The sequence below is a fragment of the Chloracidobacterium sp. genome (assembly GCA_016711345.1).
In the GTDB taxonomy this organism is placed as follows: domain Bacteria; phylum Acidobacteriota; class Blastocatellia; order Pyrinomonadales; family Pyrinomonadaceae; genus OLB17.
The window spans coordinates 1,756,456-1,772,695 of sequence record JADJTD010000001.1 but is presented as its reverse complement, the minus strand read 5'-3'; the positions used below and the strand labels follow the sequence as shown (position 1 = coordinate 1,772,695).

7 protein-coding genes are annotated in these 16,240 nt (G+C 49.4%); 4 read left to right on the top strand and 3 right to left on the bottom strand.

Annotated features, from left to right (window positions below; genetic code table 11):
* Positions 1-2: 2 nt before the first annotated feature.
* Positions 3-1,262, bottom strand: coding sequence for an MFS transporter (locus IPL32_07275; protein MBK8465618.1), 1,260 nt, complete (start codon positions 1,260-1,262; stop codon positions 3-5).
* 159 nt (positions 1,263-1,421) lie between these two features.
* Between IPL32_07275 and IPL32_07270 the strand changes: the two genes are divergently transcribed.
* From IPL32_07270 to IPL32_07260, 3 genes are read left to right on the top strand one after another with little or no spacing between them, the layout of a single operon-like run.
* Entirely contained in the window at positions 1,422-3,224 is a 1,803-nt protein-coding gene (locus IPL32_07270; protein ID MBK8465617.1) for a M61 family metallopeptidase, read from the top strand.
* Positions 3,211-4,536, top strand: coding sequence for a hypothetical protein (locus IPL32_07265; GenBank protein ID MBK8465616.1), 1,326 nt, complete (start codon positions 3,211-3,213; stop codon positions 4,534-4,536). The genes IPL32_07270 and IPL32_07265 overlap by 14 nt, the downstream gene beginning before the upstream one ends.
* Before the next feature lie 2 nt (positions 4,537-4,538).
* Entirely contained in the window at positions 4,539-5,078 is a 540-nt protein-coding gene (locus IPL32_07260) for a DinB family protein (protein ID MBK8465615.1), read from the top strand.
* 195 nt (positions 5,079-5,273) lie between these two features.
* Here IPL32_07260 and IPL32_07255 read toward each other — a convergent pair whose 3' ends face one another.
* Positions 5,274-9,614, bottom strand: a complete 4,341-nt coding sequence (locus IPL32_07255; protein ID MBK8465614.1) for a hypothetical protein — start codon at positions 9,612-9,614, stop codon at positions 5,274-5,276.
* 394 nt (positions 9,615-10,008) lie between these two features.
* Positions 10,009-14,649 (bottom strand): M36 family metallopeptidase, encoded by a 4,641-nt coding sequence (locus tag IPL32_07250; protein MBK8465613.1) that lies wholly within the window; start codon positions 14,647-14,649, stop codon positions 10,009-10,011.
* Between the two features lie 289 nt (positions 14,650-14,938).
* On the opposite strand from IPL32_07250, the gene murA reads away from it, so the two are divergent.
* A complete protein-coding gene (gene murA, locus IPL32_07245) occupies positions 14,939-16,237 on the top strand; it encodes a UDP-N-acetylglucosamine 1-carboxyvinyltransferase (GenBank protein ID MBK8465612.1) in 1,299 nt (432 codons plus the stop codon).
* Positions 16,238-16,240: the final 3 nt, after the last annotated feature.

Sequence of the window (16,240 nt, the reverse complement as noted above, 5' to 3'; positions counted from 1 at the left end):
TTTCACACAAGAGTTTCCTTCTTTACCGTTCTAGCAAAATACACCGCCACCAAAAACGCAACAAACATTATTGCAGACGCAGTCCAAAACGTTCGATAAAGCGTAAAATCGTCGATCGCATTGAGTGAGTTGTTTAGAAGAAAACCGCCGACTATCGGCCCGATCGCTCTGGCTAAGCTGGCTGCGGATTGCATTATTCCCAAGGCTCGTCCCTGCTCATGCTCGTCCGCCGTCTTTGAAGCAAGGCTTGTCAATCCCGGTGAAGCAAGTGCGTTGCCAAATGACAAAATGGCTGTTCCGATAAGTAAACCGCCGAGACCGCCGGCATTTGGTCCAACAAGCGGGACTACGAACAGGCTCACGACCATTAACAAGCAGCCGACAACGACCAACGGAACTTCACCGAATCTATTTGCGAGCCGTCCAAACAATAGCCCTTGCCCGACAATTGCCACGGTGCCGACAAACGCAAATAGATAACCGTTCTGTTCAGGCGTGTATTCGTAACGGTATGCTGTATATAGAACAAACGCATAAGTCATTATCGAAAAAGACGTTACAAGCAGGAAATAAACGATATTGACTTCCCGAAATTCTTTGTGCCTAAGTGATTCAAATAAGTCGCGGATGCGATTTTTACGCTCGGAAATTATGGCTCTTGAACTCGGTTTTAGTGATTCCGGCAGAATGAAATAGAGAGCGACTGCATTGATGAAAGAAAGAGCGGCGGCAAAGAAAAACGGAACATGAACACCATATTTGCTCAGTATTCCAGCTATTGCCGGGCCAAGAATAAACCCGAGTCCAAACGCGGCTCCAAATAATCCCATGCCTTTTGCGCGGTTTTTCTTTGAGGTAACGTCAGCGATGTATGCCTGAGCGGTCGAAATATTTCCGCCGGTGATGCCGCCGATAATGCGGCCAAGAAAGACAAGAAAAAGAGTATTTGCAAACCCAATCACAAAATATCCAAGTGCCGACCCGAGCAGACTGATAAACAAAATTGGCCGCCGGCCGTATTTATCTGAGAGACGTCCGAGTACGGGCGAGAAAAAGAACTGCATCAGCGAGTAAGAGGCCACCAAAAATCCTATGTCGCGCGGTGTCGCACTGAATGGCGGCGTATTGGCGTAGTACGGCAAGATCGGGATGACCATTCCAAAGCCAATGAGGTCAATAAAAATTGTTGTGAATATAATAAGGAGAGGCGTGGTAAAGAATTTTTCTGCTTGGTCGTCTTCGGTAATTTGTTCCTCTTGCATGTAACTTTTAAGAGCGGAAGTTAAAAATGCCCGCCGCGACAACTTATAGTAAAATAGCAGGGAATTAACAACAACATCTCGTAGTAGATTCGAAAAGCAATGTCAAAAAAATACCAGTTAAAAGCTATAATATTCGTGACCTTTGCCATCCTTTTTTCTATGTATCAAGAAACTCCGGCTCAAAGGAAGAGGCCAAAAAGCACAAAACCAGCCGCAACGGAAGCAAAACCAGTCGCGCCTGAGATCGCTTACACGATCTCGATGCATAAGCCGTGGACGCATTTGCTGGAAGTAGAAATGAGTGTCAAATGGGCGCAAATGCCCGAAAAGATCGAACTGAAAATGCCTGTGTGGACTCCCGGCAGCTACATGGTGCGCGAATACGCTCGGCATCTTCAAGATTTTTCGGCTAAGGACGTCGCCGGAAATCAAGTGACGTGGCGCAAAGTGAATAAGAACACATGGCAGATCGACAGTAAGGCGGTAAAGGACCTGCTGGTGACATATCGAATTTACGCCAACGAGCTTACCGTAAGGACCAACGAACTCAATGACCAACATGCATTCTGGAATAACTCTGCGACACTTCTTTTTGTAAAAGATCAGATAGCAGCACGGTCAACAGTAAAAGTAAATCCTTACGGCAACTGGAAAATCGCAACGGGTTTGCCTCCGGTCGCTGATGCACCAAACACTTTTGTAGCCGAAAATTTCGACGTTCTTTATGATTCGCCGTTTGAGGTCAGTGATTTCAACGAGACAACATTTGATGTCCAAGGAAAGAAACACCGCATCGTAATCACTGGCGAAGGCAATTACGACCTGAAAAAACTTGCAGCAGACACGGCAAAAATCGCCGAAGAGGGCTACAAGATATTTGGTGAACTGCCTTATAACGATTATCTCTTTATCATCAATCTTCGCGGCGGCGGCGGTCTCGAACATTCTAACTCGACTGCACTTCAGACCGACCGGTTTTCGTTCAAGCCGGACGCTAGATATAAGGGCTTTTTGGGGCTTGTAGCTCACGAGCTTTTTCACGCTTGGAATGTAAAGCGCATTCGCCCTGATTCTCTCGGGCCATTTGATTACGAAAATGAAAATTATACAAAGCTGCTGTGGGTTGCCGAGGGAATGACCGCATATTACGAAGGTATTCTACTGCGGCGAGCCGGGCTTATTACAGAAAAGAAGTTTTTGGAGGATAAAGCCGCGCAGATAAAGCAACTTCAAGAAACACCAGGTAGATTTGAAACCAGCCTGGAAGAAGCAAGTTTTGATGCTTGGATCAAATATTATCGTCAGGACGAAAATGCTGTGAACAATCAGGTCTCATATTATGATAAGGGTGAAATTGTAAATATGATGCTCGACGTGACGATTCGTACCGCGTCCAATGGAGCCCGATCTTCCGACGATGTGCTGAGATACCTTTATACGGAATTTTTTAAGAAAGGAAAGAACTATACTCCAGAGGATTTTCAAAAAGCAGCAGAACTGATGGCAGGAAAGAGCCTTGCCGATTTCTTCGACAAATATGTGCGCGGTACGGATGAGATTGATTATTCGGTAATTGTTAACGGTATCGGGCTTGAGCTTGCAGCAAAAGAATCAAACAGCAGCAAAGCTTACTTTGGAGCGGAATTGACTCAGAATAGCGATCGTTTGACGATCAGATCGATCCCCGCTGGCACACCTGCATTCGAACAGGGCTTGAACACCGGCGACCAGATCGTTTCGATTGACGGCTATCGTGCCAGCCAGACATTTTTGCAAACTTATATTGGCAGTAAAAAGCCGAATGATACGATAAAGCTCACGATCTTTCGGTTTGATAAGCTTCGTGAGATCAATTTTACATTGGGAAGCGACAATAGGAAGGAATACGACTTTTTGCGAGTTTCTGAACCGACGGACGCACAGAAGAATCTGTATAAACAGTATCTCAATGCAGACTTCTAGTTTTATGTATTTTTCAAAATTGCCCTTGGCAGCCTTGGTCTTTGGCGTGTCGCTTACTTTCGGGTGTCAAAACAAAATGTTTCAGCCTGAGCCGGTTGCTCCGCCTGAAATGAAAACCATTCCGGCCGTGCGTCTGAATTATCGCTACGAAGCCGACGTTCCCGCGCCTTCTATTGAAAATAATAACTTAGCTTCAGAAGAGAGAAATCCAGAAGTGCTGTCCGATTTTGATGCGAACCGTCAATTCGAACTGCTTGAACGCTCCATTGCTTCGCCTGATAAGAAACATATCCTTGCGGTCTATCGAAACATCGCAGATACCATGGCGGAATACCGATTGGACATATACTCACCGGACGGAAAGTTACAGAAAAAACTTACTTCGGATGCGATGGCGGTACATTTTCCAGATTCGATAGTATGGTCACCGGATTCGACGACTTTCGCTTTTGTAGCAATGACAAGGGCCGCCAAGACCGATAGCGATATTTCTGTTCCATCGCCGGATCCTACATATGCTCCGACTGTTGCAGACAGCGATTCAGCTCCTTTTGAAGACGAAATGGAGTCCAACAAAACTACAACAGCTTCGTCACCAACGCCGCCGACGGCTCCGACAGGGGTTCTCACCTTTCGCACCGAACAGATATATATTTGCGGGGCTGATGGAAGCGGTTTGAAACCATTAACAGAAAACGAAGGACTCATCTATTTTTATTATGCGTGGTCGCCGGATAGCTCGATGCTTGCCGCTTTGGCGACGACGGCTAGGGAATGGAAATACGCAGAGATCACGGCAGCAAGCAAAAGTGAAATGATGATCCCGGTCGGACGTCTGCGTACAATTGAAAAAAATGGACGTGAGCGGCGGCTTGATGACAATTTGACGGCCGTACATCCTGTTTGGTCGCCTGATTCGGCAAAGGTCGCTGTTGCTTTTGAAACCCAAATTCGAATCTACGACGCAGGCGGTGCCAATCCTACACAAGCGGCCATACCGCTTCGAAACCAGCTTTTGATCTCGTCGCAGGCTTACGACCGCGACCAGCAGCGGTTGGCACAATCTTCGAATTCCGATGCGAATGTGTCAACAAATACTTTGCAGCCGGATCAGCCTTTATCGACTTTGCCCGACGAAAAGTTGCTGGTTTCGTACAATCCTATAGTTGAGCTTTTATGGCCGGAGGACACATTGCTCTATTTGAAAACAGCTTATTTGAGGCGGCCGATAAATGATCCAGTCGGTGTAACGAGCTTTGCCCGCTGGCATCGTTTACCTTTGTCTATCCAGACCGTTACGCCTGCAAAATAACTATGAAATATGAAACGATCGCCGATATTTACTCGGCAAATGAAAAGGCACGCGAATATTTGACAGCAACCGTTAGTAGCATTTCTGATGAAGAAGCAGTAGCTTTGCCCGAAGGCGAAAAATGGACGATACAAAAGATCGTCGAACACCTTTCGATGGTAGATTTTGGCATTTCGCGCATATGCGCGAAATTGATCGGGGAAGCCAAATCAACAGGAAAGTTCTCTGACGGTACTGTGAATCTTTCGCCGGATTTTCTTGAGAAGTTAAATGGAATCGGCAGTGTAAAAGTAGAGGCGCCTGAACGTGTCCAGCCGACCGGTACTATTTCGATAACCGAAGCCTTAGTGAGAATGCACTCCAATCGTCCTGCAATTGAAGCAATGCGCTCCGATCTTGAGAAATACGACCTGAACGAATCGAAATTTCCGCACCCTTATTTTGGAAATATCACAGCCGCGGAATGGCTAATTGTCGCAGGCGGGCACGAACTTCGCCATACTGCTCAGATCGAAAGATCGCTTGCCAAGCTTAGAAAATAAAAAACCCCGGCTAAAAGGAGGGGTGTTTAGCCGGGGCAAGACCTCAAACTGCTTCATAATAGCTTCCCGACCATCAGAAAGTTTGAAGTCGATGTTGAGATGATTTACCTCAGCAAGGCGTTGCAAAAAAACGGGCTGTCTGAACTTAAGTGCTCAGACAGCCCGTTACTATTGCTAAACAAAATACGTTCCTTGTTATGGTTCAGCGATCAGATCCACATTTACCGCTTGCTCTACAACGCTGACAGTTAACGGTGTGAATCTCCAGCGTCGAGAGACCGCACTGATAGTGTAAGTTTCTCCCATGTTAAGCCCGCCGAATCTAAAGGCTCCAAGATCATCGGACGATATCGTATGACTCTTGCCGTTGGCCGCTGTCAACATGATCTTAGTATTAGAAATACCTTCGCCAAAGCTTGTTAACAAACGGCCACTTATTTCTGCCTGATTTGGTACTGCAGATGAAAGTACAACTTGTCCATCGACCGGTAATGCCCGTGGATTACCTTCATTAAGCAGTAAGCTTTCCCACTTGAGCGGTGAAACCGAACCAGGTGCACCGACAGCGGTAAATCTAAGATTCAAAAGGATACCGTTCTCATTGATCGGCATCGCTCCAAAAACTGCCACCTTAAGGATTCCCGGGGTTAAGGGATTAACTACCACCGACAGATCGCGGCTGACCGTGTCTGATAAAGACACAGGATTGGCCTGAGGCTGGATCACGGCAGGATCGTATTGCAGCTCAAATTCGTAAGCGACGATGCCCTTACTAGGAGCACCCTGTATTTCGATCGGAACAGTCACGTGTTGGTCAGGCCCAGCCGTCATTTGCGGTGCTTTAATAGCTATAGCCCTCTCGGGTCCGTTTGCAGCACGGCCCGGTAAGGAAACGGGGTCATTCCAGTTTCCGGTGACATCGCCCATCAGCAATGCGGAAATGTTCTCATTAGAGACATTCGCAAAGACGTTCGGGTAAGTCCTACTTGTCGGGTTAAAGATCCAGTTTCCTGTCGTGTCACCCATTGGCTCAAGCTGAACCACATATCGCGCCACCAATGTGGCATCAAATGATGAAATGCTGCCTGAACCGCTTACATTCGCCACTGTCTGCTGAGTCGGGTTAAAGGGGATAAGCATGACGACATACTGCGCGATCTGGGCTGCATCGAAGGCGTTTACTGCTCCATTCACTCCGCCGGACTTGGTTGGCGTAATTGTATACTGACCTGATCCAAAACCATTCAGCGAATATGTGCCCAAAGAGTCGGTTGTAGTAAATACTGGCGGCGAACCTGCGGCGCTCAGAGTAACATTTGGCACATTTCGAGGTGCGGGTGCCGTCAGGATATTGCCGTATGTTACCGTTCCCGAAATCGTGCCTGAGATCACATCGACTCTGCCGCTATTTAGTAAGCCGCAAGGCGGGCCTTCGTTGTACTGGAACGACGATAATGCCACCGAACTCATCGCTCCCGGCAATCCGATAACATTGAAGTTGATATTGACCAACGCTCCGCTGCCGATAAATTGATTTCCTCCAAAGATCGAGATGATCATTGTTCCGGCTCCCGGATTCTGCACATTTATCGTCCGTCCACCGCCGTTCGAACTACCGACGCTGCCGAATGTTACTCCGTTCGGCGTCAAGACTGCCGGATCAAAAGTGACGGTGAAGTCTGCTGAAACCGCTCCCATGCCGGTCACATCCGACGTGTTAACAGGTACCGTAGCAGAAACTCCGGTCAATGAAGTTTGATCCGGGATCGAAACCGTAACACATATCGGCGTTGCAGTCGCAGTCGCAGTCGCTGTAGAAGTTGGCGTAAAGGTTGCCGTCGAAGTCGCCGTCGGTGTGAAGGTTGATGTCGCCGTAGCCGTAGCGGTTGGGGTAAACGTCTCTGTAGCCGTTGCCGTTGGAGTAAACGTCTCTGTAGCCGTTGCCGTTGGAGTAAACGTTTCCGTGGCTGTAGCCGTTGGAGTAAATGTTTCCGTTGCCGTAGCAGTTGGAGTAAACGTTTCCGTTGCCGTAGCTGTCGGCGTAAACGTCTCGGTCGCAGTAGCTGTCGGCGTAAACGTCTCCGTTGCGGTTGCTGTTGGAGTAAACGTTTCCGTTGCGGTTGCTGTTGGAGTAAATGTCTCCGTCGCTGTGGCCGTTGGTGTAAACGTCTCCGTTGCGGTTGCTGTTGGAGTGAATGTTTCCGTTGCAGTTGCTGTCGGAGTAAACGTCTCCGTCGCAGTTGCTGTCGGAGTGAATGTTTCCGTAGCTGTTGCTGTCGGTGTAGACGTTTCCGTCGAAGTTGCTGTCGGAGTAAACGTCTCGGTCGCAGTAGCTGTCGGTGTAAATGTCTCCGTGGCTGTCGCGGTTGGAGTAAACGTTTCCGTAGCCGTAGCCGTTGGAGTAAATGTCTCCGTTGCGGTTGCTGTTGGAGTGAATGTTTCCGTTGCGGTTGCTGTTGGAGTGAATGTTTCCGTTGCAGTTGCTGTCGGAGTAAACGTCTCCGTCGCAGTTGCTGTCGGAGTGAATGTTTCCGTAGCTGTTGCTGTCGGAGTAAACGTCTCCGTTGCGGTTGCGGTTGGAGTAAACGTTTCCGTTGCAGTTGCTGTCGGAGTGAATGTTTCCGTAGCTGTTGCTGTCGGAGTAAACGTTTCCGTCGAAGTTGCTGTCGGCGTAAACGTCTCGGTCGCAGTAGCTGTCGGCGTAAATGTCTCCGTCGCAGTTGCTGTTGGTGTAAACGTTTCCGTCGCAGTTGCTGTTGGAGTAAACGTCTCTGTAGCCGTAGCCGTTGGAGTGAACGTCTCCGTTGCCGTAGCTGTCGGCGTAAACGTTTCCGTTGCCGTAGCCGTTGGAGTAAACGTTTCCGTTGCCGTAGCTGTCGGCGTAAACGTCTCGGTCGCAGTAGCTGTCGGCGTAAATGTCTCCGTGGCTGTCGCGGTTGGAGTAAACGTTTCCGTAGCCGTAGCCGTTGGAGTAAATGTCTCTGTAGCCGTAGCCGTTGGAGTAAACGTTTCCGTTGCCGTAGCGGTTGGAGTAAACGTTTCCGTGGCTGTCGCAGTCGGAGTAAACGTTTCCGTCGAAGTTGCTGTCGGCGTAAACGTCTCGGTCGCAGTAGCTGTCGGCGTAAATGTCTCCGTCGCAGTTGCTGTTGGTGTAAACGTTTCCGTTGCCGTAGCAGTCGGAGTAAACGTTTCCGTCGCTGTGGCCGTTGGTGTGTTTGTTGCAGTTGCGGCCGGCAGTGTTACGCTTCCGTTTGTTGTTAGAACGGATGGTATGCCTTCATTGAACCGGAAGCCAAAGAAAAACTGTGATGAAGGATCAGTGTAATCTTCGAATGTAAGAGCAGTCGACTGTCCGGGAGATCCAACGACATTGAATCTCAGATTAATGAGTGTTCCCGCACCGCTGAGTGCTGATGTTTGGAAACCACCGATTATCAAATGGCCCGCGTTGCTAGAATTCGACGTCACCGATGTTCCACTGCTCAACGTTCCCGTCGTACTAAAAGCGGGTGAAGCGGGAGTTACGATTGCCGGATCAAACGAGACCTGAAAATCATAAGAAATAACATCCAGACCAGAGAGGTCGCCCACGGTCACCGGAATTACTACGACACCGGGCGTTGCTATAATGTTCGGCATCGATACAGAAACTGGCGTAGCTGTCGCAGTCGGTGTCGCTGTATTGGTCGCTGTATTCGTAGCCGAATTAGTTGCGGTTACAGTCGGCGTCGGAGTTTCTGTCGAAGTCGGCGTTGGAGTAAATGTCTCGGTTGCGGTTGCGCTCGGTGTTGCAGTGTTTGTTGACGTTGGTGTCGCCGCCGGAATGGCGACGCTTCCACTTGTTAGGGTAGATGACGGCACTCCCTCGTTAAACCTAAAACCATAATGAAAACCCGAGTTTGGATCAGTGTAATTTTGGAATGTCAGACCAGTAGATTGTCCTTGCGAACCGACGACATTAAACCTGAGATAGATCAGGGTACCTGAACCGCTGAAAACCGAGGTCTGGAACCCGCCAAGAATCAAATGGCCTGAAAAGCTCGTATTCGGGGTGACGAACGTCGAACTGCTCAAGGTTCCGGCCGTATCGTAGGCCGTTGATGCAGGCGTAACGACCGTTGGGTCGAATGTTATCTGCATGTCCCACGAAATTATGCCCTGTCCTGTCAGGTCATCTACCGTGATCGGAACCACGACAAGACCGGGTGTTGCAGTGATGTTAGGCAGCGAAACATTTACTGCTAACGGCGCTAAATTTCCCGACGTACGAACCACTACCGGACTTTCAGTTATCGAACTACTAAAAGTCGCTTCTGAAAACTGTCTGTGTTCAGCGGCGATCTTCCAAACATCGATCTGGTTAGACTCTGGGTCAGCTACGCTAAGCGCATCCGATGGAGCGTAAAAAGAAATGACACTTGTCCCTGTGTTCTGCACAGAATCAGCCTTACTAGCCGACGCAAAATTGAAAAATGCGAGTACGGCGCAGCAAAAAAACACAAAAACAATATAACGCTTACGATCAGACCGTAGCATAACTTAAAAATCCTCCCTAGCTGGCAGAACAAAACCCTGCTCTCGGAGCAATAAGATCCGGTTAAAAGAGTTTAATACGAAAGAATGTCAAGGTCAACAAAATTCTTTGGGCAATATGAGTGTGAGAAAAAAACATATGTTCAATTGTGACAGTGCTTTAGCGCAAATAGCGGTCTAGCGGTTTGTGTGAGGTAACCGTCGTTTCGCGCCAATTGCCAAAAGCCTTCCGAAACAGGATTAACCTATTTTATTGCAATAATTACGTCTCGTTAGGCACATCGTGTTAATCACAACCAACCTTGCGAATTTAGTCGGCGAATCTCCACAATTTTTAGAAAAAACCATGAGATCCGCCCGTGATAAATCACCTAAACTTTATTAAAAAAAAATACGATCAACGCCGTTTTTCGACAGCGATCATATCCAAATTCAACAATTGACCGTTAGTACTAACCATAACCGGTGTAAAAGACCTGCCTCGAGAATCGATGCTCAAAGTAAATGTCTCGCCGATCTTAAGATCACCGAATCTGTAATAACCGAAGCCGTTTGAAACCGCACTTAACGTTCGGCCGGTCGTATCGGTCAGCTTAACTTGAGCGTTCGGCACACCTATACCGAACGCCGTCAAAACTCTGCCGCTGATCTCAGCCAGCTCGGGAACGGAATCCGATAATTCAACCTTTCCGTTCGCCGTAATTGTTGTCGAATCGCCCTCGTTGAACATTATACGTTCCCAAGTGAGCGGCGAGACCGAGCCATTTACACCTAAGGCGGTAAATCTGAGGTTCAGGAGTACGCCGTCGCTCTCGATCGGCATCGGACCATAAGCAGCGACTCTCAACAGCCCTGCTTCCTCTGCATTGACAACAGCCGTGAGTCCGCGGCTGTTTGTGCCTGCAACATCGACCGCATTGGTCTGTGGCTGGATCACGGATGGATCGTATCGGAGATCAAATTCATAGGCGATGATGCCTTTATTTGTTATACCGCTGATATTTACCGGTATTAGAACTTCTTTATCATCCGGTGTTACCAGGGTTGGAGCACTAACCGCAATACGATCCATTCTGACAACTTCATTCTCAGATCGGGCAACGTTGACCCAATTTCCTGAAACCTCACCCATCAACAGTGCGGAATAATTTTCATCCGAGATATTACTGTTTACCGATACATGCGTACTGCTCGCGGGATTGAATATCCAGTTGCCGGTTGTTCCGAAGGGCGGTGACGAAACAATGTACCTCGCCAGTTGGGCCGAATCGAACGATGAAACAACTCCATTTCCGCTAACATCGGCTACAACCAACTGATTACCGGTCAACGGAGCACCTCCGGTAGTATGCTGCGAGATACGTGCGGCATCAAATGACGAAATTGAGCCATTTGCAGCGCCTGTTTTAGACGGTGTGATCGTGTACGATCCAGCCCCAAATCCGCTCAGCGAATATGTACCGTTCGAACCCGTCGTCGCAGAAACATTTGGTGAGCCGACACCACTAAGTAAAACGTCAGAGACAAAGCGTGTCGCGGCTGGTATAGCATTACCGTATGTCACGGTTCCGCTGATCACTGGCGGCGGCGTAGGCGTATTTGTTGCGGTAGGTGTAAAAGTCGGCGTGTTCGTCGATGTCGGTGTAAAAGTCGCAGTATTGGATGCTGTAGGTGTAAAGGTCGCAGTATTGGTTGCTGTTGGCGTAAAAGTCGCGGTATTCGTCGCCGTTGGTGTGAACGTCGGCGTATTTGTCGCCGTTGCTGTGTTTGTCGAGGTCGGCGTAAATACTGGCGTATTCGTGGCTGTCGGTGTCGGACCGCTTACATTACAAGTGTAGCTTCCGGCGACCTGTATTGAGTCAATTCTCCAACCGGGCGATGCTCCGCTGCCTGTTGTATTGTCATCGGCTCCGAATCGCCATTTTAGACGGACATTTTGTCCGCTAGCCGCCGCCGGAAGTCGAACGATAGATGTTATGTACCCAGCCGAGTTGCCAGTCCAGGCGCTTCGGCTAGCGATCGGATTATTTGCTCCGGCACCGAGACTGCCGTTGTAACCATTTTGTACAAATGCACCGCCTGCAGTTATCACATCCTGAAAAGCACCGGCACCGATGCTGATCTCAAGGACACCGCCATCCCAACCGGGCTCTGTATCATAATTATTGCGAAAAGTTACGGTTGCCGCCGCCGAGTTGATCGCAATCGAAGGAGATGTAAGATCTGTACCGCCGCCGACCGTAGTTGGATCAAGTGCGAAAGCTACATTCGGTGCTGTATCAGGCGTCGTGTTTGAAGTGACAAAATTGATTCCGCTCTGAACAACCGCAGCCGCCCAACCTGCCGGAAATGCCGGTGCGGTAACTCCATCGAAATTTTCAGTCAACGTAACAGTGGGCTGGCCGACTGAGAAGGTTCGCGTAAAGCTTGTTGCACCGAGGCTACTGTTTACATTGAGCGTCAAGGTGATAGTGCTACCGCAAACTGTGCCTGGCGGAACGGAATAGCTTACTTGCTGGCTAACGGTCGCGCCGGTGACAATCGTTCCGTAATTTGCAGAGCCACCGCCTACTATTTGAAGTGTAACGCTTGCCGCATTCGATCCTGTTGAATTAGTCAATGGAATTGCTAAGGATAGTAGCTCGCCGGGTTCAGGAAAACCATCATTATCACCGCTTGCATCCGAGATGGTCAGATTTGGTGTTTGATAAAGATTCGGAAGGTCAAACGCCTCTGTGACGCGGGTTGTTCCGCTACTGCCGTTTACCTGAATGCTCGCGCTTGCGCCGATGCCGCGAAGTGCAAATCCGCCCCAGACATCGGCAACATCAATAGCGGCTTCTGGTGCAAATGAACTCGCCTGAGCTGCTGCCAGGATGGCGTCGCGCTCCGAGAGAAAAGTCGGCCCGATCGGCGCAAGTTTCATTCCGTCGGTGACTAGTTGTAATACCTTTCGGTTTCCATCCGCCCATCCCAGTCGCGTTACAAACTTTGCACGGACTTCCCACAGAGCGCTGCTCCATATCTCGCCCAATGCGTGAACCTGATCGGCCGTCGATGACCCATAAGGCCCGCGGGTATATGCACCGTCCGTAAGACTAATTTGGGTGGAATCTGCATCCGCAAAGGTCAGCGGATTGTGCGGCCGGTTATTCGGGCCGCCCGTGAAAGCTATCACGGCCTTTGGGAAACGACGGATTCCATAATAATAATTATTGGTATATGTCCCTGATTGGCCCAGATATGTGTCGTAACCCCCGGTCGTGTAAACGCCATTGATCGGGTCTCCTGGTTCTGACAAGAGGCTATGTCCGTAAAAATCACCCCAACCTTCGCCCATACCGCTGGACATATTTGTCGAAAGGCCGCTTCCGTTGCCGTGAAGGCGATTCGACGTTCCGTGCGTAAGTTCGTGTATTACAACATCCGCATCGACGTTGCCGTCAATGTCAGGATTCGACCCGGTCCAGATATACATCTGCATACGACCGCGTCCACCGTCTGCCGGAGTTGAAAAATTTGCATTGTTCGTTCCCGAAGAATCCTGGCCTTCGCCTCTAACGCGGTCATTGCCAACTCCGCCACGACCAAAATTGTCGTTCTGGAAATTGCGTGCCTGCTCAGTAAAACCGAGGCGGTAAAGCTCGTCGTGGTACCAGTTGGAAATATAAAACAACTGCGTGACCGTACCTTGCTGAAAGGCACTGCCTGGATAAGTTTGTGTTGCCGGGATCGGTGCATCACCGGTATTGGTATTCGGGTTTAAGGGGTTGTATGAAAAATTGAATGTTCGGCTAGTGCCTGCTGCTTCGCTGTTCGTATCGACGCCGTCAGTTCCGTCACGGTCGAGACCGGCCTGTATCGCATTGCCATCAGTCTTGTTGAGGCCATCTGTGATCCAACCGAGATTGTTGAATGTATAAGGGGCTTCGTTACCGATCCTGGTAATTGAGGTGCGGCCTATCGCAGCTCCCTGGCTGCCATTTGGCGATGTTGGGCCGGGCGTCAAAGGGAATGGGTTATCAGCGACATTGATCATCGCATTCGGGTTGGCATAAACACTGTATGTCGCCGACTGTGTCTGATCTTGCGTGATATTCTTTCGCCACAGCATCGTTCCCGTTGCCGCGTCGACGATCACATAATACGCATTGACCGGCTGCCATATCAGCACTCGCCAAGCCGGAATCGCAACGCCGGGCTCGGTCGGGAAATACATCTTCTCAGCCGTAGGCGCCGAATCGCCGGTGCCGAAAACTGTCTTAATATCGGTCGATTCCTTTGAGTTTACTCGCAGGTTTAGTTTCGATGTGTCATTGTTGATCAATGCTGCAGCGGCTCTGACTGCAGCTAGTGGATCATTGAAATCAGTTGATAGTGAATTGTAATCAAGGGAGGGAGCAAGATTATTGATCACACGTATCATCTCACCGCGCCTCGTAAAGCCTGCTTTGACCTCGCCTCGAAATACAGGAACGCCGTTGATCTCCTGATTAAGTTCTACAAAAGAAAGATTGCCGTCGGGATTAGTGTAATCAGAAAAGACCTTTAGTCCGTCTATCTGGTTTGCGTTTGTTCCGACAAGCTCTGTGTTCTGTTTTAGGAAATTTATAAGGACGTTTGCATGGCTAGTCCGAGCAGGCGTCGTCGGGCCGGTTAGGAACGCGCGGCCTTGTTTTACATCAGGAGCAATAACTTCGGGGATGCGAATATCTTCGTTGTATTCGATCTTGAGTGTCGGCACACGCTGTTTTAGAGCTTCTTCTCCACGGACAAATGCCTCTCTTGCATCTGCCACTTCCGAAGCACTTTTACCTGAAACATTCCGAAACTCCGCAATCTTATTGATCTTGCTCTTATCAACACGAATGTCGTAATTAGGTAGATCTGCTTCATGGCTTTCGGTTCTCTGGGCAAAACCTTTCGCAGCATTGGACCGCATCTGAAAGGGTAAAGCAAAAACAGCGGTGAAAACACCTAAAACACAGAGGCAAAACAGCGCTCTGCGACGCGATTCGAACATAAAAAGACTGGCCATGTATTTATCCCCTTAATTCAGCAGTGTGGCGTACGTGAAAAAAAATCCTAACCGCGTCTTCACGTTCCTATTTTGTGCGGCAAAAAGCTTGATCTGTAAGACCTGTAGCGTTGATTACAGGTAAGAATACTCTCACGAGGGAAATTATTCAAGAATATTCTGAATGATGTGTTCGGATTGAGAGGGTTAACACTATCCTAGAATTCGCGGCGTATGATAAGATTTTCTTTACGATAGTATAAAGGAAATCGAACGCCTCGGCCTTTTGCGGCATGGTGTTGCGGCTTATATGGATAAATTTTTGGTTCGCGGCGGCAATCCGCTAAAAGGAAAGATCGAGGTCGTTGGCGCAAAGAATTCGGCACTTCCGTGTCTTGCGGCGACTCTTCTGACGCCGGAAACAGTGACCCTTCACAACGTGCCGTATGTAAAAGATCTAATCACGCAACGGCGCCTGCTCGAAGATCTCGGTGCGACCGTTCTGACGCCCGAATTGCGTACGCATAAGGTAACGGCCCGTAACATCCAGCTTTTCGAAGCCCCTTATGAACTCGTCAAAACAATGCGTGCGAGTGTTTTGGCTCTTGGGCCGCTACTGGCGCGATTTGGACAGGCAAAAGTGAGTTTGCCAGGCGGCTGCGCCATCGGAACGCGGCCCATCGACCTTCATTTAAGGGCATTTGAACAGCTCGGAGCAACCGTTTCACTTGAGTCGGGCGACGTTGTCGCTCGAGCACCAAAAGGCCGCTTGGTAGGCAATACAATCGACTTTGAAAAGGTTACGGTCACCGGAACCGAAAACGTAATGATGGCTGCCGCTCTCGCATCGGGCAAAACCGTGATAAAAAACGCGGCGCGGGAACCTGAGATCGAAGACCTAGCCGATCTGCTGAACAAAATGGGCGCGCGTATCAAAGGAGCAGGCACGTCGATCATTGAAATTGAGGGCGTCGAGGCACTTGGCAGCGCCGAGCACACGATCATTCCCGACCGTATTGAAACAGGCACGTTTATTGTCGCGGCAGCCATGACAAACGGCGAGCTCGAAATAAAAAGCTGTCGTCCAGACCACATCGTTGCCGTCATCGACAAATTGCGCAAGGCAGGTGTCGAGATCGAGGAATTGAACTCAAGCACTTTGATGGTAAGGCGTTCGTCCGGCGGCTTGAAGGCAAAGGATGTCACGACCGAGCCGCATCCTGATTTTCCGACCGATATGCAGGCTCAGTATATGGCCCTTATGACGCAAGCCGAGGGTGAATCGACAATTATCGAAACCATCTTCGAAAATCGTTTCATGCATGCCTCGGAACTGATCCGAATGGGTGCTGACATCAATATTTCCGGCAATACCGCTGTCGTTCGCGGACCTGCTAAGTTAATGGGAGCTAAGATAATCGCCTCCGACCTTCGTGCCTCGGCATCATTAGTTTTGGCAGCGTTGTGTGCCGACGGCGAAACCCTAATTGACCGTGTTTACCACATCGACCGCGGCTACGAAACGATCGTCCGCCGATTCCGATCGCTAGGCGCTGACATCGAGCGAATCACATCCGGCATCGCCATTGCCGCCGAGGAAAAGGCTTGATCG